22 protein-coding genes and 1 tRNA gene are annotated in these 23093 nt (G+C 51.0%); 6 read left to right on the top strand and 17 right to left on the bottom strand.

All coding sequences use genetic code 11. The features are described from left to right. Nucleotides 1-29: 29 nt before the first annotated feature. The 5 genes from holA to BLP47_RS05155 all read right to left on the bottom strand — a co-directional run bounded on the left by holA (nt 30) and on the right by BLP47_RS05155 (nt 7230). Nucleotides 30-989 (bottom strand): DNA polymerase III subunit delta, encoded by a 960-nt coding sequence (gene holA, locus BLP47_RS05175; RefSeq protein WP_091851095.1) that lies wholly within the window; start codon nt 987-989, stop codon nt 30-32. Next, nucleotides 986-2830 carry a ComEC/Rec2 family competence protein gene (locus tag BLP47_RS05170; protein WP_091851092.1) on the bottom strand — a complete coding sequence of 615 codons (1845 nt, stop codon included), beginning with the start codon at nt 2828-2830 and terminating at the stop codon, nt 986-988. Before BLP47_RS05170 ends, holA begins: the two co-directional genes overlap by 4 nt. Next, on the bottom strand, nt 2827-3396 hold the full coding sequence (locus BLP47_RS05165) for a ComEA family DNA-binding protein (protein WP_249883280.1): 570 nt from the start codon (nt 3394-3396) through the stop codon (nt 2827-2829). The genes BLP47_RS05170 and BLP47_RS05165 overlap by 4 nt, the downstream gene beginning before the upstream one ends. A 63-nt stretch (nt 3397-3459) precedes the next feature. Beyond that, nucleotides 3460-5922, bottom strand: coding sequence for a leucine--tRNA ligase (gene leuS / locus BLP47_RS05160; protein WP_091851089.1), 2463 nt, complete (start codon nt 5920-5922; stop codon nt 3460-3462). Between the two features lie 30 nt (nt 5923-5952). After that, the gene (locus BLP47_RS05155; RefSeq protein WP_091851086.1) at nt 5953-7230 is read right to left on the bottom strand and encodes an anthranilate synthase component I family protein; all 1278 of its coding nucleotides are present in this window, start codon (nt 7228-7230) and stop codon (nt 5953-5955) included. A 33-nt stretch (nt 7231-7263) separates the two neighbouring features. Between BLP47_RS05155 and BLP47_RS05150 the strand changes: the two genes are divergently transcribed. The 5 genes from BLP47_RS05150 to BLP47_RS05130 all read left to right on the top strand — a co-directional run bounded on the left by BLP47_RS05150 (nt 7264) and on the right by BLP47_RS05130 (nt 13202). Continuing rightward, a complete protein-coding gene (locus tag BLP47_RS05150) occupies nt 7264-8043 on the top strand; it encodes an aminotransferase class IV (protein WP_157671521.1) in 780 nt (259 codons plus the stop codon). A 228-nt stretch (nt 8044-8271) separates the two neighbouring features. Beyond that, on the top strand, nt 8272-8904 hold the full coding sequence (locus BLP47_RS05145) for a DedA family protein (RefSeq protein WP_249883278.1): 633 nt from the start codon (nt 8272-8274) through the stop codon (nt 8902-8904). 2 nt (nt 8905-8906) lie between these two features. Further along, nucleotides 8907-9608, top strand: coding sequence for an SOS response-associated peptidase (locus BLP47_RS05140; RefSeq protein WP_091851080.1), 702 nt, complete (start codon nt 8907-8909; stop codon nt 9606-9608). Nucleotides 9609-9692: 84 nt separating this feature from the next. Further along, nucleotides 9693-9977: a hypothetical protein gene (locus tag BLP47_RS05135; RefSeq protein ID WP_157671520.1), complete on the top strand. Its 285-nt coding sequence runs from the start codon at nt 9693-9695 to the stop codon at nt 9975-9977. Next, a complete protein-coding gene (locus BLP47_RS05130) occupies nt 9978-13202 on the top strand; it encodes a DNA polymerase III subunit alpha (protein WP_091851075.1) in 3225 nt (1074 codons plus the stop codon). It begins immediately after the preceding gene. On the opposite strand, the gene BLP47_RS05125 is transcribed toward BLP47_RS05130, so the two are convergent. The 12 genes from BLP47_RS05125 to BLP47_RS05075 form a co-directional block, all read right to left on the bottom strand. Next, the gene (locus BLP47_RS05125; protein ID WP_157671518.1) at nt 13199-13948 is read right to left on the bottom strand and encodes a Bax inhibitor-1/YccA family protein; all 750 of its coding nucleotides are present in this window, start codon (nt 13946-13948) and stop codon (nt 13199-13201) included. The genes BLP47_RS05130 and BLP47_RS05125 overlap by 4 nt on opposite strands. Before the next feature lie 218 nt (nt 13949-14166). Continuing rightward, nucleotides 14167-14239, bottom strand: a tRNA-Ala gene (locus BLP47_RS05120). Between the two features lie 23 nt (nt 14240-14262). After that, nucleotides 14263-14619, bottom strand: coding sequence for a ribosome silencing factor (gene rsfS, locus BLP47_RS05115; protein WP_091851069.1), 357 nt, complete (start codon nt 14617-14619; stop codon nt 14263-14265). 10 nt (nt 14620-14629) lie between these two features. Further along, on the bottom strand, nt 14630-15358 hold the full coding sequence (locus tag BLP47_RS05110; protein WP_091851066.1) for a hypothetical protein: 729 nt from the start codon (nt 15356-15358) through the stop codon (nt 14630-14632). Then, the gene (nadD, locus tag BLP47_RS05105) at nt 15355-15948 is read right to left on the bottom strand and encodes a nicotinate-nucleotide adenylyltransferase (protein WP_091851064.1); all 594 of its coding nucleotides are present in this window, start codon (nt 15946-15948) and stop codon (nt 15355-15357) included. Before nadD ends, BLP47_RS05110 begins: the two co-directional genes overlap by 4 nt. Nucleotides 15949-15954: 6 nt before the next feature. Then, nucleotides 15955-16125 carry a hypothetical protein gene (locus tag BLP47_RS08470; RefSeq protein ID WP_157671516.1) on the bottom strand — a complete coding sequence of 57 codons (171 nt, stop codon included), beginning with the start codon at nt 16123-16125 and terminating at the stop codon, nt 15955-15957. A 30-nt stretch (nt 16126-16155) separates the two neighbouring features. After that, entirely contained in the window at nt 16156-17400 is a 1245-nt protein-coding gene (locus tag BLP47_RS05100) for a glutamate-5-semialdehyde dehydrogenase (protein ID WP_091851061.1), read from the bottom strand. A 10-nt stretch (nt 17401-17410) separates the two neighbouring features. Next, nucleotides 17411-18184, bottom strand: a complete 774-nt coding sequence (gene proB / locus BLP47_RS05095; protein ID WP_091851058.1) for a glutamate 5-kinase — start codon at nt 18182-18184, stop codon at nt 17411-17413. Further along, the gene (gene obgE, locus BLP47_RS05090; protein WP_091851055.1) at nt 18184-19671 is read right to left on the bottom strand and encodes a GTPase ObgE; all 1488 of its coding nucleotides are present in this window, start codon (nt 19669-19671) and stop codon (nt 18184-18186) included. The genes proB and obgE overlap by 1 nt, the downstream gene beginning before the upstream one ends. Nucleotides 19672-19730: 59 nt before the next feature. Beyond that, complete coding sequence (rpmA, locus tag BLP47_RS05085; RefSeq protein ID WP_091851053.1) at nt 19731-19982, bottom strand: 50S ribosomal protein L27; 252 nt, start codon at nt 19980-19982, stop codon at nt 19731-19733. A 10-nt stretch (nt 19983-19992) separates the two neighbouring features. Continuing rightward, nucleotides 19993-20298 carry a 50S ribosomal protein L21 gene (gene rplU, locus BLP47_RS05080; protein WP_091851050.1) on the bottom strand — a complete coding sequence of 102 codons (306 nt, stop codon included), beginning with the start codon at nt 20296-20298 and terminating at the stop codon, nt 19993-19995. A gap of 104 nt (nt 20299-20402) precedes the next feature. Then, nucleotides 20403-22304, bottom strand: coding sequence for an Rne/Rng family ribonuclease (locus BLP47_RS05075; RefSeq protein ID WP_091852962.1), 1902 nt, complete (start codon nt 22302-22304; stop codon nt 20403-20405). A gap of 216 nt (nt 22305-22520) precedes the next feature. On the opposite strand from BLP47_RS05075, the gene BLP47_RS05070 reads away from it, so the two are divergent. Next, entirely contained in the window at nt 22521-23090 is a 570-nt protein-coding gene (locus BLP47_RS05070) for a vitamin K epoxide reductase family protein (RefSeq protein WP_091851046.1), read from the top strand. Nucleotides 23091-23093: the final 3 nt, after the last annotated feature.

Genomic DNA, 23093 nt, shown 5'->3' with positions numbered 1-23093 from the left:
TTTTTATGCCGAAAACTTTGACTCTAAACTCAGACTCTTCTTGCCATCGCCAATAAAAGCTTCTCTATCGAGTACTCGGGGTCTCTGGCTGCGCCCTTGACGTCGGCATCAGTCTGGGCAACCAATAAAACCAAATCAATAAGTTCCGGCTCTCGGAAGCTTGAAAGCTCGCGACGAGCCTTATCGAGTTGCCATGGCTGCATGCCAAGAGCTGCTGGAGACGCGTTTCGATCATTGAAGAGTCTCGCTAGCTGCCTTATGCGCATTGCAAGAGCGGCGGTCAAGGCTACAGAATCGATGCCAGTGGCAGAGCCGTGGCGAAAAAGTCGAATTGCCTCCGCCGCGTTTCCGGCAAGAGCCGCGTCTGCGATCTTGAACGCGTTGGTCTCTAGACGTCCCTCAAAAGTGTTTTCCACATCTAATACCGTTATAACTGGCTTACCCATAAAGGCGAGCTGATTGCAAGCCGCACCGAGTTCGCCAAGATCTGATGCGAATGCCCCCAGCAAAGCCTTGACTGCGGCGGGCTCGATTTTTACCCCCGAGCCTGCAAACTCTCCAAGCACAAATTCTTGACGCTCAGCATCCCTTTTGATTTCATCGCAGGCCACAACCAAGCAGCTTTTGGCTAAAGCGGTTTTTATCTTCCCGTTATGGCCGATTGCGTTCGGTAGTCTAACGACAACATAGCAATCCTGAATTGGCTCTTTCACAACGGCCTCAAGTTCCGCAAGCAACCCGTCCGCTGCCCCGTGAATCAGGACAAGTCTTGGCTCGGCAAATAGCGAAGGGGCTGCAATTGTAAAAAGAAGTCCGGGAGAATATTCACCCTCCTGTATTTCTGCAACCTCGAGGTTTGGGTATTCAGCTAAGAGTTGCTGCTTGATACTGCGCTGCGCCCTCGAAGCTAAATATGACTCAGTGCCGGTGATAAGAGTAAGTGGTGCAGGTTTCACCTGATTCCAGTAAACGGTTTTCGCAACAATCACGTCGTGAGTTTACCGCTTTGGTGATAACTGAGTTCTGAGTCTTGATTACGAAGTGCAATTGAACCTTGCTTGTCAGTTCGGAGTATCAGAGCCCCAATTGAGCTTGCTATTCGCAATGCGCGATCGGTTGGATGGCCATAATCATTTTTACCAACCGAATACAACATGACTTCGGGCTCTAAAAATTCATAGAGCTCACGAGACTGATCTGAGGAACCGTGGTGAGCAACCTTCACGATAAGCGACTGGTCTCTAAGAAGCGCCAACTCGCCAGCCATTTGCCTCATAAGTCTTGACTGACCCGCCTCCCCCAAGTCCCCCAGGGCTAAAACACCCAGAGTCTCGGATCTAAAACTGATCACCACGGAAGCATCATTGCTGTCCGAGGCCTCTGATGCATCAAAAGACGGGGCCAAAATAGTGAAGTTAAAATCACCGAGCACTCCCGTAAGGCCACGGTGGCCAATCGAGACATTTTCGGCCGATTCCAGTACCTTAGCCACTGTTGCCACCAGGGGTCTATCGTCTCTAAAGCCAGACAGTAGCGCCTGACCGATTTGAATTCCACGGAGTCCCGTGATCCCGGCCACGTGGTCCGCGTCATAGTGAGTCAGCACCAGCAAATCAATCCGAGTGACTCTCTGAGTATTTAGACATTTGGCAATCAAACTCGGATCCTTTCCGACGTCAATTAGAGCAACTGCGCCTTTTGACTTAATTAGCAGCGCGTCACCCTGACCCACATCACACTGCAGAACACTCCAATTTCCAGCGAAGGTATTGGCCCTGGCAAGATCGGTTAGCGACCACCCGGCGCTAACCGCCAAAACTACGCTCAGCAACGAACCGAAGAGCTTCCTAGAATCCGACCGAGTAATGACAAGGCCGGTGAGCAAAGCGATAAGAGTCAATAGCACGACCGCAATGGGACCAGAGACAAAGTGCATCCGCGCCAAAGGAAAACCCGAAACGGTATCCGCCACCAAAGTAATCCACCAGGTGCCGATGGACGCCAAAAGAGAAAGCCCCCAGGTAAGAGGCGGGAATGACATCGCAGAGACCACCGCAATGATGCCCAAAATAGTGACCGGCGCAACTACCGGTTCGACTAAAAGATTTGCCAAAACCGAGTAAATAGGAATGGACGGCTGCAACATGATCAGAATCGGCATCGTGAAAAGCTGTGCCGAAAACGAGGCCGCGATGCCCAGTGCGAGCCACTTTGGAACATGTTTCGAAAGATACTTATAGATGGGAACCGCCAACCAGACCAGACCCGCGGTCGCTAAAGCAGACAGACCAAACCCGTAGTCCACCGCCAAGCCGGGATCTATGGTCAACAAAAAGATAATCGCCCAGGAGAGCGAAACCATTGGGTTCGTGCCTCTCCCAATCCAAATTCCAGTCATGACAAACATTGCCATCGTCGCCGCCCGCAGCACACTGGACTCTGGGCCCACAATCAATACATAGCCAACCATGGCCGCAATAGCGATCAGAAACCTCAGGTTGCGCCTGACCCCGAAAAGCCCAGCCAATAAAAAGACTGCCCCCATAACTATCGCTAAATTCGCCCCCGAAACAGCAACCAGGTGAGTCAGCGAAAGCGTCTTCATTTGCTGAGTCATTTCATCCGAAAGCAGGTCACGCTCGCCGATTGCTAATCCTGCAACCAGGGCCTTGGAGTCTGGTGTGACCCCTTGGGAAAAATTCAAAAACGCGGCTCGAAGGCTTTCAACAATTTGAATATCGGGATAACTTTCCTTGATCATTGAGCGCTCACCGGGTGGTGCAAAGGCCCACAACCCAAGCCATAAAGCTGCAGCAAAAGCAATAATCACAACGTGAGCTTCTCGCTTATTGCCGCAAAAACCTTGGAACCAATTCCACTCACCTCTCGCAGTTGTGAGACTTCGGAGAACGACCCGATTTCATCTCGATAGGCAATGATTCGACCAGCAAGTGCGGGACCGACTCCCGGCAGTTCCTCGAGCTGCAACTGAGACGCGGTGTTTAATGAAATAAAGCCACCTTCTCCGGGTGCAGCGCTCAACTGTGATTGGGAGAGCACAACAACTTGCTCCCCATCCGAAAGCATTCTTGCCAGATTGACACTCGATGCGACCGCGTCTGCACTAAAGCCACCGGCAAGCTCAATCGCCTCTTCCACTCTGGCACCAAATTTAAGTTCGTACAGCCCGGGTTTGGCAACCTCGCCAACAACGTGAATAAAAAGCGAGCCGCTCGAAATCTCCAGGGCATCCGGTGCCAACACGCTCGCAGAATCTTGCATTTGACCTTGCGAAAAAAAGAACCCGGCCACTAAGCCGATTGCTACGGTGGCAGCGATGAACTTTTTACGTGATAGTTGCGACAGAGCTTGAAACCACTGAATAATCTGAGCCATGGCACAAGTTGACTAAATACAAAGTCTTGGAAATGCCCAAAAACTGGATTGGTTGAAAACTAACTATTTGGTGGCGATGTTGACAAGTTTCGGAGCTCGAATAATGACATTCGCAAGCTCCCTATCCCCAATAGCTCGCCGCACTAGTTCAGAACTCATTGCAAGATCCTTGAGCTCGGTTTCGGTGATGTTTACCGAGACCTCGAACTTATCTCGCAACTTGCCATCTACCTGGGCTATGGCCGTGATGGTTTCTTGCACCAATAAAGACTCATCTGCCGTCTTGAACTCGGCAAGGGCCACTTGGCTGTGACCCAGAATCGCCCACATATCCTCAGCCGCGTAGGGAGCAAAAAGGCTCAATGCCTTAGCGAGCTCCTCGGCACCTTCGCGAACCGCAGGGTCGCTAGGCCCAACACCCGAGTCGATAGCCTTGCGAAGAGCATTGGTCAATTCCATGGCTCTTGCGACACCTACATTGAACTTGAAGCCCTCAATGGCCTCGCCAAAACCAACCAGGAAGCTGTGGGTTACCCTTCGCAACTCCGCGTCTCCAGTGGATGCTTCGACCCCCACTTCAGAGCTAACATCCTTGGCGATTCGCCAAGCCCTGGCCAGGAACTTAGAGGAGGCCGCTGGGGAAACATCTGCCCAGTCGATATCATCTTCCGGCGGGCCCGCGAAGGCCATGGTCAATCGAACGGCGTCCACGCCGTGAATGTCCAACTGCTCGCTCAAGCGAACTATGTTGCCGCGGCTTTTTGACATTGCCGAACCGTTCATTAAGACCATGCCCTGATTCAAAAGCTTGGTAAATGGCTCGTCAAACTCAATTAGCCCCATGTCCTTCAAAACCTTTGTGAAGAATCTTGAATAAAGCAGGTGCAAGATGGCGTGAGTCACACCACCGACATATTGATCAACTGGCGCCCACTTTTTTGCCTCTTCAGAACTGAAGGCTTCGGTCGTGCTCTTCGGATTTAAAAACCTCAAAAAATACCATGAGCTATCCACAAAAGTGTCCATCGTGTCAGAGTCACGACGGGCGGGACCTTGACACTTTGGGCAAGGAACATTAACCCAATCGCTTGCCGCACCGAGCGGGGAACTGCCCTTCGGGGCCAAATCCAGACCTTTGGTTGACGGCAATTCCACCGGTAATTGATCCTGAGGAACCGGAACTTCCCCGCAAGCTTCGCAGTGGATAATCGGAATCGGAGTTCCCCAGTATCTCTGCCGGGAAATTAACCAGTCACGAAGTCTAAAATTCTTAGCCTTTTGGCCCAAGTTCTTCTCGGTGATAATTTCAATTGCCCGCGCGATTGCGTCTGCTTTATCGAGCCCGTTGAGCTCACCAGAATTAACTAGAGTGCCATCACCGGTGGTGGCTATGCCGCTGTCCACTGGATCAGCTTCACCGGTAGCGATGACGGTTCGAACCGGCAGGTTCATTGCTCTAGCAAAGTCAAGGTCACGCTGATCGTGAGCGGGAACCGCCATTATCGATCCGGTCCCATAGTCGGCCAGCACGTAATCTGAAACCCAAATCGGGATTCTTTCCCCATTGAGTGGGTTCACGGCGAACCGGCCGATATCCATGCCGGATTTGGGTCGATCGGTTGCTAACCGGTCTATGTCATTCACTTTTTTCACTGAGTCGAGGTAGGTATTGAATTGTGCTTGGGTTTCTTCGGAAGTTTCAGACACCAGCTCTTGAGCCAGAGCGCTATCGACCGCCGCAACCATAAAGGTTGCTCCATATAAAGTGTCCGGGCGAGTGGTGAACACGCTAACCTTTTCGGCTCTACCTTCTATCTCAAAATCAACATTGGCTCCGTGGGATCTGCCTATCCAATTTCGCTGCATGCTCAAAACCTTGGAGGGCCAATTACCCTCAAGGCCATCCAAATCATCCAATAGCCGGTCGGCGTAATCGGTAACTTTGAAGTACCACTGGGTCAAAGCCTTCTTGGTGACCTGCGAATCACAACGCTCGCAAAGCCCCTGCACCACCTGCTCGTTTGCCAAAACCGTCTGACAGCTCGGGCACCAGTTCACGTTTGAGTTTTTGCGGTAGGCAAGACCGCGCTTATAAAACTCCAAAAACAACCACTGGTTCCAACGGTAATAAAGCGGGTCGCAGGTCTCTAGTACTCGATCCCAATCGAAGCTGCACGCGTAACGGCGCATTGAAGCTTTTTGCTGCGCGATGTTCTCGTAGGTCCAATCCCTTGGATCCAAGCCGCGTTTGATTGCGGCATTTTCGGCCGGCAAACCAAAGGCGTCCCAGCCAATCGGATGCATGACGTTATAGCCGCGCTGAACCCAGTACCGCGAAATTACATCTCCCAGTGCGTAAGCCTCAGCGTGACCCATGTGTAGGTCGCCCGAGGGGTATGGGAACATGTCCAAAACATACTTGCGTGGTCTTTGATCCCCGGGCTTTGATGAATCAAATGGCTTCTGCTCATCCCAAATGGGAAGCCACTGATTCTGGATGTCTTCAAAGTTATATTCTGCGCGCAAGTCATACCTTTAGTTCCTGAAGCCCCTAGATTACCAATGCAATCTTGCTCCAAGCGCTCTTGAGAGCGCTTGGGCCTTCAATTGAATCTCTTGATGCTCCAATTCTGGTATCGAATCTGAGGTTATGCCTCCGCCAATCCCGATTGACACTCGACCGTCTCTAAAGATGGCCGTCCTAATTACCATGCCCAGGTCCATTGCACCATCCCGCCCAATCCAGCCAATCCCGCCCGAGTATCCAGCCCTTGGCGAGTCCTCCAGCTGACCAATTAGGTCAATTGCTCGTAATTTTGGGGCGCCGGTCATTGAGCCGCCTGGGAACAGGGCTCGAAGAACATCAAACCCGCTCAAACCCAAAAGTAACTCTCCAGAAACATCGGAGACCAGCTGGTGGACAGTCGAATAGCTTTGAACTTCGAATAGGCCGCTCACGCAAATGCTTGCCGGCTCACATGCGACAGAAAGATCGTTTCTAATCAAATCCACAATCATCAAGTTTTCAGCGCGCTCTTTTGGGTTGGTCGAAAGCTCAAGCTTCAGGGCTTCATCCTCGGCCTCATCCAGAGAGCGAGCCCGGGTTCCTTTAATGGGCGAACTGAGGGCGGTATTTCCCGAGACCTCTAAAAACCGTTCGGGAGAAATGCTCACATAGCTGAGCTGGCCGATTCTTAAAAAGCTGCTGTAGGGGGCTGGATTAGTTTTTCTAAGCCTCAGAAAATAAGAGAGCGGGTCACCCGAATAGTCTCCCTCGAGTCTTGTGGTGAGGCAAAGCTGATAGACCTCACCGCTAGCAATATGACCCTGAGCTGTAGATATTTTTTCAAGATAAGAGTCTTTTGAAGTCTTGGCGGTGAGCTCAAAACAGCTTGCTGGGTCATTTGCTAATTGATAATTGAGCCCCTCACCGCCAATGATTGCCATGCGCAACAAAGCTGCGTGATACCAATTATCAAAATCCTCTCGGGAATCAAAGCGTCCGAGAAAAAACATCACCCGGTTGTCGTGATCAAAAACCACAGCTCGGTCCACCTGAAGAAAATCCCCCTTGAGTTCGCCAGCTAGCTCCTCGGCATAATGCAGAACTCCCAATAGGTGAGGTCGAAAATCGAATGGCAAGTCCTGTTCGATTTCAATAATTGCTGTCGTGTTTGCCGAATCCGTCGGCACGCCCGACCCGATAACGCTGAAGCGACTGGTCAAATGAGTCTCCCGGTCCAACCAAAAACAGTTAGTCAGGTTGCCAAATAAGGAGGTAAAGGTATCTGTAATTGAGCTAAACCCATTGAGCTTTTGATAGTGCAATGGCATTTGACTCCTTTCTAGCCTCGTATCCTTGAGATGATGAGCGTATCGGGTGAGTTCTACCAATACCTAAATGGTGAATTGGTGAAGTTCAATCACGCCCTCAGTGACCCATTATCGGTGGCGGACAGCTGGTTGGTAAGTAACGGGATGGTGCGAGCCTTCGATAGACACGCAAAACGCTTCAGTGGCTCAATTTCTGACCCAATCAGCCAACAGCAAATGCCAGAATTCCTTAGCCAAGTAAAAGAGTTAACTCCGCTAGGTGGGGACTGGTTTCCAAGAATCGAATATCGCGAGGCTCAGCTACCTGGCCAAAGGTTATTTCTCAGAATGAGAGAGGCGCCTATTCGAACAAAGACCTGTTCGCTTTATACCCACCAAGCCCAAGACACTCGAGAGCAACCCTTTGTAAAAGGGCCCGATCTGTCTCTTTGTCAAAAGTTTCGCAGGCTAGCCAATCTTCGAGGCGCGGATGAGGCGGTGCTTTTAAGTGAGGAGGGTTACATAGCTGACGGTGCCCTCAGCGCGATTCTGTGGTGGGAGGGTGATGTTCTGGTTGGTCCTGATGATTCGACGAATTGGCTTCCATCAATCACAAGAGAGCTGGTCTTCGAACTCGCTCGCCAGGGCGGTTATCAGACCGCCACTCGTGCCGCGAAGCCAAATGAACTTGAAGATTTGGAAGTTTGGAGCCTTAGCGCCCTGCAGGGAATTCGAGGGGTGACAAACTGGGGCGATATTAATCTTGGCCAGCATCGGTTTTTGGCTCCTTTTAGAAAACGGCTCGAATTACTTTCGGGTTCGATAAAAAACTGATTTTTCAGCTCAGCCAAATAGGCGCTCCACTTATTTGGAGAATTTCTGAAAACTGTTTTGCTTTTAAAGCCGCAGGATTCAACTTTCCGAATCAAGTCGTTTTTTCCCGACCTGCAGGCAATTTCTTATTGGGCCCTGCTTCTGCCATTGTTCTCCAGGCAGATTTTTGAGTAGTTTTGCTTTTCGCTTTCATCAATCATTCCCAGTTACTCGTGAGAGTATTTCGGGGTGATTGAGTTTTTTAGTTCTCTTATTGATGCCGTCACCCAGGCACCACCGATTTGGCGCAACTTGATTGCTGGTTTTGCCATCATGCTGGAGACATCAATTTTTCTTGGTTTAGTCATGCCCGGAGACACCGTGGTTATCCTCGCCTCCACGATGGTGCTTGATTGGGGGGATTTCGCATTCCTTTTGATGGCCGTCTTAATCGGATCCTTGATTGGTGAAACCATAGGATTTTTCATTGGAAGATTTTTTGGTCCAAAGCTTCGCCACAGCAAGCTGGGCCGAAAAATAGGCGAGAAAAACTGGGTTATGGCCGATAAGTTGGTGGCCAAGCGCGGTGGGGTTGCAGTCTTTATTTCTAGGTTTCTGCCGGTTTTACACTCCGTAGTCCCAGCGGTGGCCGGCATGACCAAAATGCCTTATAAAACCTTTATTAGCTGGACCTTTGCGGCTTGCACGATTTGGGCCGCGATGTATGTCGGTGTGGGCTATTTGGCCAGAGCGAGCTTTGATCAACTTTCAGGTAATCTCAGGGTTGCGTCTTTTGTTGGAATCGGCATTATTTTGCTGTTTATGCTTTTGGTTTTTATCGGAAAGAAATTACTCAATAACTACGCCCATAAAGAGGTTTAGAGATGTGTGGAAGATTCGTAATTGCTAAAGACCTTGGGTTTATCGCAGAGGCCTTTGAGGTAGATGAGTTTAACCAGTCCCAGGATTTTAGAAGCTACAACATAGCTCCGAGCACGCAGGTGCCGATCATTATTGAGCGGGAAATTGATGGCTTGCCATCCAGGGAAATACACTCGGCACGCTGGGGCCTAGTCCCGTCTTGGGCCAAGGAAATCTCCGGAGCACCCTTATTTAACGCGCGCATTGAAACGGTGTTAGAAAAACCAAGCTTCAAAGAGGCGGCTTTGATTAAGCGCTGTGCTGTGCCAGCAAGCGGTTATTTCGAATGGCAAAGCGTGGGCGACACTAAAGAGCCTTTCTACATATACCCCGAAGAGTCAATGTTGGCTTTTGCTGGCATTTATTGGTGGTGGAGAGACCCCTCCAAGCTTGCAACAGACCCTACGCGCTGGCAATTGACCACAGCTATTTTCAGCAAAGATTCCGCTCCGAACCTGAGCTTCATCCATGATCGCAGTCCAGTCATGCTCTCCCCCGAGAACATCTCCGCCTGGCTAGCCCCAGATTATGAAACCTCTCAGGAATTGCTTGATGCCCTTAGCGAAGAGTCTGATTTGGTCGCTCAAAATCTTAGTTACCACAAGGTAAATAGGGCGCTCGGCAGTGTCTCCGAAAACACCGCAAGGAATATCGAGGCGATCTAAAAACTCACTTTGAAAATGTGAGACTCTAGGCATACACTTTCCTAAATCGAACAAATGTTCGAATAGCGAAAGATGGTTGGGGAAATGCTTGGCGAGCGACTCGGTGCGGTGCTGGTTGATTTTGATGGCGCACCCGTATCTTTTGATTGGCGCTCAAATCAGTACCTCGTGAATTCAAGACCGGTGCGCTGGTATTCAAGAACTCTTTGGTGGGATCAGGCTAAGGGCGTACCCAAGGGTGCCGGGGTTGCGGTGTTAGAAATCGAGATGTGGCGACTCTGGGCCGCCAGCGCAGAAGGCAGTATCTTTTTTGAACTAAAACACGATCGAATAAATAACAGCTGGGAAATCAGCCGGCTTGGGTCATAGATGAGCTTTACCCACCTAAATGTCAGCTCAGCATTCTCCAACCACTACGGGGTCACAAGACCTGAGGTAATGGTTGTGGCAGCCAAGGCAATGGGTTTTGACTCTCTTGCAATAACGGACAGAAACGGCCTCTACGGGGCAATCAAGCACATTGGAGCCTGCCTGAGCTCCGGTATCACGCCAATTATTGGGGTGAGCCTACAAGTCCTGGGCCACGGCAGGGTGGTAATCCTTGCCCATGGTAAAAATGCCGGGAAGGGCTGGGGTGCGCTTTGCCGAATCGTCTCAAAGGCTCACCACCGAAACAAAAAAAGTAAAGAAATTTCCATTGAGCTTGCTGAACTAGCCGAGCTGATAAATCCGGATAATCCGAACTGCACCGTTTTGCTTGGCAGCGAGTCGGCATTATTAAAAGCCTTAATAACAAGCCCTAAAACCGCCAAGGAGCTTTTAGCTCAATGGCAAAGTGCGCTACCGCGCGGTGGGTTTGCGATAGAAATAACCAACCACTTGACTGAGCCCGGTACAAAAAATTCCACTCAGCACGCCCGCAAGGCGCTGAGTTTGGCTCAAGCATTCGCAATCCCCGCGGTTCTAACAAACGCGGTGCGCTATTTGGAACCAGATGATGCCCTCACCGCCGATGTATTAGATTCTGCAAGGCTTTTAGAGCCATTAGGCATATTTACTCCGCAGCCAAATGCTCAGGCCTGGCTCAAGCCCGCAGCCATGATGGCTCAGCTTGCTTTGGAGATAACCGAAGATCCAAAAAGATCCATGCTCCTACTGGCGGAAACAGAAAAACTAGCCGACCGCGCTCGATTGGACCCCGCCTCCGATTGCGGTTGGGGTAAACCCAAGACTCCCGAACAATCAGCTCTTGGGATAACCGATAATCCCTTTGAAGTGCTTTGGCAAAAATCTCATGCCGCCATAAATTGGCGCTACTCGGGAGCCAAGGCGGCTGAACTGGCTCAAATTCAACACCGTTTATCAAAAGAGTTGATTGCCATAAATCAGCTTGGCTTTGCAACCTATTTTTTGACCGTGAGTGATGTGGCTCAGATGATTCGGGATATGAATATCCGCATAGCCGCCCGGGGTTCTGGGGCAGGATCCTTGGTGAACTACCTTTTGGGAATCAGCGGGGTTGATCCGATTAGTGAGGGGTTGCTGTTTGAGCGATTCTTATCAACCGAAAGAAGCACACTGCCGGATATTGATATCGATGTTGAATCAGCCAGAAGGCACGATATCTACCGGAATATCTTTCGTCGTTATGGCGGTGAGCGAGTAACGCTTTTATCTATGCAGTCCACCTATCGAGGCAGAGGGGCAGTCAGAGATTCCGGCCTAGCGCTTGGTTTAGAGGAAGATCAAATAGATGATATAGCGAAAAATATCTGGCGTTTTTCAGCAAGAAATTTTCGGAAAGAAATGCAAAATAAGCCCGAACTAGCCGAGTTTGCAAGACTCGCCGAAGAGGATCGCAAACTAAACCTTTTGGTGGATATCACTCAACGCTTGGATCGACTACCGAGACACATTTCTATGCACCCCTGCGGAGTGATACTCGGAAACAACCAGCTCCTCTCTTTGACCCCAACCGAGCCAAGCGGTATGGGTCTTCCAATGAGCCAGTTTGATAAAGACGATATGGACCCGATGGGCTTTTTGAAACTAGACGTTTTGGGGGTCCGAATGCAATCCGCGATGGCCTACACGATTTCTGAGATAGCTCGAGTAAAAAACCAAACTCTCGACCTAGATTTAGTAGATAAGGCGGACCCGGAAACCTTCAAGCTAATTCGCACTACAAACACCCTGGGTATTTTTCAGATTGAGAGTCCCGGTCAGCGAGAGCTCACCGGGAAGCATCAACCGACCAAGTTCAACGATCTGACTATGCAAATTTCGCTGTTTCGACCGGGGCCAATGAAGGGCAATATGATTGCCCCCTACCTAGATGGCAGACACGGTTTTATTCAGCCCGACTACATTCATAAGGACCTTCGGCCAATCCTTGAAGAAAGCTACGGGGTAGTGATCTTTCACGAACAGCTAATGCGCATCATGCAGGTTATGACCGGCTGCACCCTTGCCCGAGCCGATGAGATGCGTCGAATGCTGGGCAAGGAGCAAAAGGCTAAAACAATCGCAAATTACTTCAAAAAGTCGGCTTCCGCCAGGGGTTACCAACCCAAAGTAATTGAACGCATATGGAGCATTCTTGAAGGTTTTGGTTCCTTTGGGTTCTGCAAGGCTCACGGTGCGGCATTTGCTGTTCCTACCTACCAATCGGCCTGGCTAAAGACTCATTTCCCAACCGAGTTCATATCGGGATTACTCACTCATGATCCGGGGATGTACCCCAAGCGCTTATTGCTGGCCGAGGCCAGAAGACTCGGGGTTAGGATTCTTCCGATCGATGTCAATAAATCGACCAACGAGTACCGCTGTGAATTAGACGACAAAGGTATTGGAATCAGAATGGCGATTACCGAGATATCCGGCATTTCCGCACCCGAAGTTCAACGAATTCAAGCCCACCAACCCTTTGAGGATCTACCCGATTTTTACATCAGAGCAAGACCTTCAAGAAGAACCCTGCAGCGCCTTGGCCTAATTGGAGCCCTGGACACTCTGGCTGGAGTATCGCTATCCGAAGATGCCGAACACACAAGGGGCGATCTAATGGTTCGCATCAGGCAGCTCAGCGCAAAGCCCGCTCCCAAAAGAGATTTAGCTCAACTCGAATTTGACCTCAAGGCGATTGATCAGTTGCCAACCGGGTTCAGTCAAACCAGCAAAGCTCAGCAGCTCGAACAAGAGATCAAGATAACCGGGATGGACATCTCTGATCACGAGCTGAGTCAATTCACACAGATGCTTGATGAAATGGGGGTTACTAAGGCATCGGAACTGGCCTTGCTAAGGGGTAACACCGAAGTCTTGATAGCTGGCGTGAGAATAGCGACCCAGTCTCCCCCGATGCGAAGTGGCAAGCGAGTGGTCTTCATTAGTCTCGACGATGGCACGGGCTGCGCTGATGCCACCTTTTTTGATGAAGCTCAAAAACACTGCAGCCCGCTCTTATTCAATAATCGATTACTTCTAATATCAGGAAAGACCCGCCGCACCGGAGTGCGAGGGGTCTCTGTCCTGGCTGAAAACGCGTTCGATCTCAGGCAGTTGTGGATTGAGTGGCAGCGTAAAGCAAGCTAATTCTGGTTGAAAATTGACAGCAGGCGAAGAATCTCAACGTAGAGCCAGATTAGGGTCACGGTGAGCCCGAAAGCGGCACGCCATTCCATCTGCTCTGGCCATTTCTGAGCAACACCCTGGGTGATCTGCTCAAAGTCGAGGTTTAGAGTGAAAGCCGCCAGCCCAACACCCAAAAGGGCAATTACCCAACCAAATGGTGAGGAGTAGACGCTAACACCGGCAATCAGAGAGAATCCCAGGTTCACAACTGCAAATGTCATGTATCCAATTAGCGCGAACATCATAAAACGAGTGAACTTGGCGTCTACCTTCACCCAACCAAAACGGTAGGCGGCAAACATTGCTCCCGCAGTTGCCAAAGTTCCAATCACTGCAGTTTGAACGATGCCTGGATAAAGACTCTCTAGCATCCCGCTAAAGCCACCGATAAAGACACCTTGAGCCAGTGCGTATGCACCCATTACTCCGGGTCGGACCTTACGAGAAAATGTCGCCCATAGCCCCAGGCCCAGACCAACAAACATTGCAGGAAATGCCAGGCTGTAAAGCTCAAAGAACCAGGTCGTGCCAGCACCCGCAAGTAAGGCTGCGAACAAGATAAATACCTTGGACGCGGTGCCCTCCATGGTCATTGGGCGCTGGGTCATTGCATCGAACTCTTGATCAACCTTGAGCTGGCTGTTATTAGCAGCTACCAGGCCGGTCTGAAGACTTCGGTTGAATACCGGGTTGTGCGAAATAGCCAAGGGGAACCCTTTCGAGATGTTTGATAAACTTCCCAAATCCTAAGCGAAATCACTGAAAAATCGCTGACAATACCGAGACATTAGATAAAAAAAACAAATCATGATATCAAGAAGATAAGAACATTTACAGCTATCCCAATCGCCTTTGAGTCAGCTATTTATCTGCCCCAAAGACAGACTTAAACAAGAAAATCCCCGAATAATCGGAGATTTTTTTGTGGACCTGAGGGGATTTGAACCCCTGACCCCCTGCATGCCATGCAGGTGCGCTACCAGCTGCGCCACAGGCCCTTGAACTAGAGCAGTCTACACATTTAATTGCCCAATGGCACAACCGGGCAATCCAACCAGAGTCTTTCAAGACCATAGAACTCACGCTCTTCTTGATGCATGACGTGCACAATAAGATCCCCAAAATCAATCAGTATCCAACGACCCGCTGCCCTGCCCTCACGAGCCTTTGTTTTGACACCGAGCTTGAAAAGCTCGTCCTCGACATTCGAGGCAATCGCCTGCACCTGAGTCTCATTATCCGCCGAGACCATTAGGAATATTTCGGCCAAAACGAAAGGCTCAGAGACATCTAGCGCGACTAGGTTCTCACCCAACTTGTCTCTAGCTGCAACGGCTGCCGCCTTGGCAAGTTCAATGGTTTCTTTACTGGTTGGCAAAAAGTGTCCTTTATACGATGTTCATGATTGTGATGGTGGCAATTAATGCGGCAATTACCATACCGAGCGCCAGGAACGCTAACGCCCATTTGCGCCACCACCCCTTGCGCAATACTGCCTGCGGAACGACTCCAACATCTAGCCGAACACTAATCAATTCAAGAGCACTGATTGGCTCCACAATTGAAATTATTCCAGTCACCGCATCCTGGCGATCAGCGTTATCCAGAGCCATTCCATCCAGCGAGTCAGTGATTGTGTTGGATGCCGTGTCAGTTAACACCAAGATGGAGCCTGTGATTGTGATCTCGCCGGTCTCAATTGGAAGCGATATCGCTTCGGGGGCTACATCTAAGACAATTGACTGAGTGCTCGGCTCGGAAAATAAGTTGGTGCCCTTGAAATCAATGCTGGGGATTTCGACTTCGGGAATCTGAACATCTGAAAGCTCATCGGACAACGCATCCTGGTTAACCTCAACCGGCTTTAGGCCGGGGATAGAATTGGCCGTGGCATCGGCGATTACCTCTCCCCGAGCTTCAGCCTCACGCCGTTCTTTTCGAGAGACGAAGATTTCAGGTTCAACCTCAGCCGAATTAGAAGACTCGTTCGGGTCATCATGATCATAGAGACTTATCGACTCGGGCTCGACCCCAGTGCTATTCGGAGCCATCCGAGTGACAGCGTGGCCATTTTTTTCGGCTTCACGCAACTGCCTTCTGGTGGGTAGCTCTGTCACTTTGCACCGCCATAGAGGCCGTGCTTGCCGATGTATTGCACGACTCCGTCCGGGACGAGATACCAAATTGGCTTACCGGTATTTGATCGCTCTCGGACAGCTGTGGAAGATATTGCCATTGCGGGCACTTCTAAAACTGACATCTGCGCACCCGGGGCATCTGGCAATTCGAGGGTGTGGCCCGGCCTGGTAACCGCGACAAAGTGAGCTAAAGACCAAACTTTATCTATTTGCTTCCAAGCCAAAATCTGAGCAATAGCGTCAGATCCGGAGATGAAGAACAGGTCTGCATCCGGATGTGCAGCCGAAATATCTATCAAAGTATCCACGGTATATGTAATACCGGGTCTGTCTAAATCAACTCGACTCACGGTGAAGTTTGGGTTTGCCGCGGTCGCGATAACCGTCATTAGATAGCGATGTTCCGCACTGCTGACGGTTTTTTTGTGCCAGGGAAGACCGGTTGGCACAAAGATAACTTCGTCCAACTGAAAAGCGTTTGCTACTTCGCTGGCTGCGACCAAGTGACCGTTGTGGATGGGGTCGAATGTTCCACCCATCACGCCAATGCGCGGTCTTATGGTTGCCATAGGGACTTAGTGCTGAGCCCCGGTGCCGCTGCTCTTGTGTGAATTACGATTTGCTAAATCACGATATGACCAGGTAATGGCACCCATTAGGGCAAAAATTCCAAAGGCGAGCACGCCGAACATGATTCCAGGGACTGGAAGTGGGTTCACTACTTCGGCCGCTAAAAGTGATATCAATCTTGCTCCTTAGATTTATCTTTGGTTAGTCTACTTGCGCGCCTGACCAGAACCACGAATCAGCCATTTGGTGCTGGTCAGTTCGCGAAGGCCCATTGGTCCCCGAGCGTGCAATTTTTGAGTGGAGATGCCGACCTCGGCGCCGAAGCCGAACTCGCCACCATCGGTGAAGCGGGTTGCCGCATTCACCATCACGACTGCGGAATCCACCTCATCCAAAAAACGCTGAGCGTTTAAAAGGGATTCGGTAACGATGGATTCGGTGTGCTTGGTCGAATACTTTGCAATGTGCTCTAGTGCCTGATTCAAATCCTTGACTACCCGAACCGAGATCTCCAGAGACAAGTACTCGGTCCCCCAGGATTCCTCGGTTGCCGGCAGTGCTCCGGGCACTAACGACACCGTCTTTTCGCAACCGTGAATCTTTACCCCCACGGCCATTAGCTCCTGGCCGATTTTAGGAAGCAGCCTGGGGGCAGCTGCTTCATGAATCAAAAGAGTCTCCAGAGCATTACAAACCGAAGGTCGCTGGGTTTTTGAGTTCAACGCTAGAGCGAGGCTCATCTCGAGGTTTGCCGAATCATCGAGAAACATGTGGACTACGCCGTCGCCAGTCTCAATCACTGGCACCTTTGACTCCTCGACCACGGTTTTGATCAGGCCGGCACTCCCCCTTGGAATCAATACATCAATAAGCCCCCGCGCCTGCATCATCTGCAGGGCGCCATCGCGACCAAAAGGATCAACGGTCTGAGCGGCTGATGGATTCAAGCCGGCTTCCACTAGGCCCTCTTGCAGTAGTTCAACCAGCACGGCATTACTGTTACTGGCTGCGGATCCGCCCCTTAATACAACGCAGTTCCCGCTTTTAATGGCCAGTGCCGAGATGTCAATCGTCACATTCGGCCGCGCTTCGTATATGACACCAATCACGCCAAATGGAACGCGAATCTGCTGAAGTTTTAGGCCATTAGGCAAGGTCTTACCTGAGACATTTTCGCCGATTGGATCTGGCAGTCCGATAATCTCGCGAATCGCAGCTGCCAAACCGAAAATTCTCGATTCATCGAGCCTCAAGCGATCGATAAGCCCCTCGGCGGTTCCATCCGCCTTAGCCCTCTCCAAATCTAAAAGGTTGGCGCTCATGATTTTTGGCGCATTGCGTTCAAGCAGTTTGGCGATATTTTCTAGGGCAAGATTTTTCTGATCAGTGCTGGCTCCGGCCAAGCTCTTTGTTGCAAGCTTTGCGTTTTGCAAAATCTCGGAAACGGTCATAAAAAAAATCCTAGCTAGCTGGTTCGAAATATGTATGGTTGCAGTCACTATTCGAAAGCTTGGTTACATTATCGGTTTCGGTTAATAACACCGAGATTCCCGCGGCTGTTGCAGTTTTCGCTGCGGCTAGCTTTGTCAGAGCCCCGCCGGTTCCATAACCCGTGGAAGTTCCCGAAACCTCAATGCCGCTAAGGTCTTCTCCAAATTTAACCAAAGCGATGCGCTCGGCGCCGGGTTCTGTTGGGGGCTTGGTGTAGAGCGAATCCACATCACTCAACAAAATCAAAAGGTCGGCTTTAGCCAGAATCGAAACCCTTGCCGCTAATTGATCGTTGTCACCAAATCGAATCTCTTGAGTAGCAACACTGTCGTTTTCGTTAATAATCGGTAAAACGCCAATTTCAATTAATCGCTCAAGAGCCCTTAGGGCATTTGAGCTTGTGACCTCTTCGGTCAGGTTATCCACTGTCAAAAGTAGTTGACCCGGAATCTTGTCATGCCTCGAAAGACTTCTCTCATAGCGACCCATAAGTCTGGCCTGACCGATACTGGCTAGAGCCTGTGACGTCGGCAGGTCTTCGGCTTTAGCTGTCAGGCCAATTAGAGGTGCGGCGGTAGCGATGGCTCCCGATGAAACTAAAATCACTTCCCGATCCAACCCCAAAAGCTCAACGGCAAAATCCACAATCTTGTCTAAATTATGTTCATTGCCACCGGTGATAGAACTTGAGCCCACCTTTATCACAATTCTTTTTGCGCTCAAAACACGCCGATTTGCCAGCATCACACTGAATCTTCGTTGAAGACGCTAGCCTCGCGGACCGCTTCTCGCTCGGCTCGACCACGCGCGCGCTCATCCATCATCTCGTGGTACTTCATTCTGCGCTGCTCGTTGGTTCTGCGAGAATCATCGATGGTGGTGGAGCCATCTACCAGCTCGGCTACAGAGGCCACCAATGGATCCCAGTCGAACACAACACCGTTAGCCTCACCGATAATTACCGTCGAACCGCGCTTGGCGCCTTGCTTATATAGCTGGTCCTCAACGCCAAGTTTTTGCAGGCGCTCCGCCAGATATCCGATCGCATCCTGATTATTAAAAGCGGTCTGGGCAACCCAGCGCTCCGGCTTTGATCCAATAATGCGGAAAACATCTTCGCCGCCAATTTGTTCGTTGCGTATGACGAAGCTCGACTCTTCCTTTTTTTGCGGCAGGAGCGAGATGCGTTTTTGGCTTTCAGGAAGATTGGCCTTGCGCTCCTTGGTCACAATTTCTGCTAACGCGAAATTCAACTCCTTCAAACCCTTGTGGCTTGCCGCGGAAATTATGAACACACGATAACCGCGAGCCTCAAATGATTCTTTTACAAACTCCGCCAACTCCAAAGCGTCTGGGACATCTGCCTTATTTAGAGCAATCATTTGTGGCCGCTTTGTCAAAGGGGTCTGGCCCTCTGGAACCTGGTAGGCATCAAGCTCAGCCAAAATAACATCAAGGTCACTGATTGGGTCTCGGCCCGGATCCATGGTGGCGCAATCAATAACGTGCAACAAAGCACTGCAGCGCTCGACATGCCTCAAAAACTCGAGACCGAGGCCCTTGCCCTGACTCGCGCCCTCGATCAAGCCCGGGACATCGGCAATGGTGTAGCGCATTTGAGCAGCCTGAACCACACCGAGGTTGGGGTGCAAAGTTGTGAAAGGGTAATCGGCAATCTTGGGCTTCGCAGCGCTCATTGCGGCAACTAGAGAGGACTTACCAGCTGATGGAAAGCCGACCAGGGCGACATCCGCGACCGTCTTGAGCTCAAGGACAATGTCGCCGCCCCAGCCCGGGACCCCCAGCAAGTGAAAAGCTGGCGCGATACGTTTTTGATTCGCTAGGGCCGCATTTCCCAACCCACCCTGACCGCCCTCAGCGACCAGAAGCTCCATGCCCGCTTCTTTGAGATCGGCAATCACCTTGCCCTGAGGAGTCTTTACCACAGTACCGATGGGCACCTCTAGAACTAAATCGCCACCACGAGCTCCGTTGCGGAAGTCCCCCGCGCCCGAACCGCCAGAAGGAGCACTCCTGTGGGGGCGGTGGTGGAAGTCAAGCAATGTTGTGGTGTTCGGATCTGTCACTAACGTAATTGAGCCGCCATCGCCGCCATTTGCCCCGTCCGGACCTGCCAGTGGCTTAAACTTCTCCCGCTTTATCGATGTGCAGCCGTCTCCGCCATTACCTGCGGTTAGGTGCAGCGTCACTTGATCTACGAAAGTGACCATTTTTACTCCTTATAAAGAAAAAGGCGGACCCAATGGCCCGCCTTGATCAGTAAAAACTGTTACTGGGTAACGATATTTACAACTCGGCGGCCAGCCTTGGCTCCGAAGGCAACTGCGCCTGCAGCTAGGGCGAATAGTGTGTCGTCCTTGCCTCGGCCAACATTTACACCCGGGTGAAAGTGGGTACCGCGCTGACGAACAATAATCTCACCGGCGCTCACAACCTGACCATCGTGGCGCTTTACACCAAGACGCTGCGCGTTTGAATCGCGGCCGTTGCGAGTGGAGCTAACTCCCTTTTTGGATGCCATTTCTACCTACCTACTTGATCTCGGTGACCTGGACACGGGTCAAGTCCTGGCGGTGGCCCTGCTTTTTCTTGTACCCGGTCTTGTTCTTGTACTTCTGAATAATAATTTTTGGACCGCGAAGCTGCTCAAGCACCTCGGCGACAACCTTCACCTTAGCCAGCGCGCTAGCGTCGGTGGTGATCTTTGCACCGTCGACCAGCAACACGGCTGGAAGCTCGATGGTGCCGGTTGATTGGGCAATGCGGTTCATGGTGACAATAGTGCCAACCTCAACCTTTTCCTGGCGACCGCCAGCACGAACAACTGCGTAAACCACGTGTAAACCTATCTTCTTGGAAGTGTTTTTACCTAAGCACTAAGCCATGGGCAACAGCGTCAAAGTCTAGTAACTAACTAGGCCGCGGTCAACCACAAAACGCGCTATTTTTCCACTGGATCTTGGGATGCGGTGGACTGAACCTGCGAGGTTGCCCTGCGCCTTTTTGGCTTTGGTTTTTCAACCGGCTCTGGAAGTGAATCCAGCACCAAATTTAGAATCTCGGTTTTACCCTCGGGGGCCTTCTCGGCCTCCACTGCAGGAGCTTCCTCATGCTTGGAGGCAGACGCGATTTGGCTAGCCACGAACTTGAAGGCATCAGCTTGTTCCTGGGTGACAACCTTTTTGACTACCTCCGGCTTATCCCTTTTCTTTTGGGTCTTCTGGCGACTGGTATTCTCGGGCATTTTGAATCGCGGCTCATCGTGAACCACGACTCCTCGACCCGCACAGCACTCACAAGATTCGCTGAAGCTCTCTAGCAGACCGACACCGATCTTCTTGCGGGTGATCTGAATAAGTCCTAAGGACGTGACCTCACCAACTTGATTCTTGGTTCGATCGCGACTCAAGCACTCCAGCAACCTGCGACGAACCATCTCCTGATTCGATTCTTGAATCATGTCGATGAAATCGACCACGATTATCCCGCCGACATCTCGCAATCTCAGCTGTCGCACTAGTTCTTCGGCAGCCTCCAGGTTATTTTTAGTGACTGTCTCCTCAAGATTTCCGCCGGAACCAATAAATTTTCCGGTATTCACATCCACCACGGTCATTGCCTCGGTGCGATCAATTACCAAAGAGCCTCCCGATGGCAGGTAGACCTTGCGATCTAGGGCCTTGACAATTTGATCACCGATTCGGTAGTTATCGAAGATATCTTCCTCATTGGAATAGCTTTCTAATCGCTCCACCAATTCTGGGGCCACCGATTCGAGGTAGTCCTTGATGGTTTCCATCGAAGACTCGCCGGAAACCACGAGCTTTTGGAAATCTTCGTTGAAGACATCTCTGATGATCTTTACCAAGAGGTCTGGCTCGCTGTGAAGAGCCAGAGGTGCTTTGCCTTTTTGCACCTTTTGGTTAATGCTCTCCCACTGCGCCTTCAGGCGCTCAACATCGTGAATCAACTGCTCTTCGGAGGCACCTTCGGCAGCGGTTCGGACAATTACTCCCGCGTCCTCTTCAAGAGTGTTCTTCAAAATCTGCTTGAGTCTTTGGCGCTCCCCCTCGGGAAGCTTGCGGGAAATTCCAGACATGTTGCCGCCTGGAACATAAACCAAGAAGCGACCGGGAAGTGAAACTTGAGATGTGAGCCTGGCTCCTTTTTGGCCAATGGGGTCTTTTGTTACCTGGACCAAAACCTGATCGCCAGACTTGAGGGCCAACTCGATTCTTCTTGGTTGGTTTCCAGTCTCAGCCGCCTCCCAGTCCACCTCGCCGGAATACAAAACGGCATTTCTACCACGACCGATGTCCACAAAAGCAGCTTCCATCGAGGGCAAAACATTCTGGACCTTGCCCAAATAGACGTTTCCAATTAGCGAACCGCCCTGGCTCTCGGCGATGTAATGCTCGACCATCATGCCGTCTTCTAGAACTCCAATTTGAACGCGGTCGTCTTTTTCACGGACCACCATTTGGCGATCCACAGATTCGCGACGCGCCAGAAACTCGGATTCAGTGACAGATGACCTGCGACGACCAGAGTCCCTGGAGTCTCGTCTTCTTGAGCGCTTAGCATCCAGTCTGGTAGACCCGGACTCTTTGTCTTTTTCAGACTCACTCTCCGGCTTGGCTTTCTCACGGACCGGCTTCTCTCGCACGGGCCGCTCTCGCTCAGGCCGCTCACGCTCAGGCCGCTCACGCTCAGGCCGCTCACGCTCAGGCCGCTCACGAGTTGACTGTTGGGGTGCCCTAGATACCTCATCGACTTCCAGCAGCCCGCTTCTAGGGTTGACCTTCGGAGTTGGGAGATCTGGTGCCTGAAATAAAAGTTGCATTGCCAGCGGTTTTACTGGCTCTGGTGTTTTCTTAGCCACTTGTGCCTTCACGGCTCCTCGGTCCACAACCCGGGGGCCTATTGTCGTGATTCAAGCCGCAACCTGAATCGAATTCTTTACTTGACGGCATCTATGCCCGAAAAATCTTTTGACGCGAATGTGGTCGCATCTTCCTAAAGTATGCCACGGTCGTTACCAAAATGCGATAATTCTCAGATGGTGTTTCCTTTTGCCCTAATCGGCTTTGGCATTCTTGGCTGGATTGCTAGCTTCGGGCTGACTCTAGAACGACTAAAAGTGGCCGCTGACCCGAGTGCTTCGACCTCGTGCGACATCTCGCCATTTATAAGCTGTAAATCAGTCATGCTCAGCGAACAAGCGGCACTCCTGGGCTTTCCAAACCCCCTGATTGGCATTGCTGCATTTGCGGTTCCAGTTGTTGTTGGTTTTGGGATTCTTGCTGGCGCAAAATACAAGGGGTGGTTCTGGAACGGCTTGCTATTGGGCCACCTATTAGCCCTTGGCTTTGTGATTTGGCTATTCACCCAAAGCGCTTATGTAATCGGCGCACTTTGCATCTACTGCATGGTTGCTTGGACTGCGACCATCCCATTATTTTGGTCGATCCTCGGCTTTAACCTCAGTCAAGGTTTTTTGGGCCAGAAATTTATGCGGCTTGGAAAGGTCATCTTCGAGTGGGCCTGGGTAATAACAATCCTGAGCTATCTAGTGATAGCCACCTTGGCAGTAATCCAGTTCTGGGAATTCTGGCCGACGCTTTTCTAAAAA

The organism is Candidatus Aquiluna sp. UB-MaderosW2red, assembly GCF_900100865.1.
GTDB lineage: Bacteria > Actinomycetota > Actinomycetes > Actinomycetales > Microbacteriaceae > Aquiluna.
This window is presented reverse-complemented; position numbering and strand designations above follow the sequence as displayed.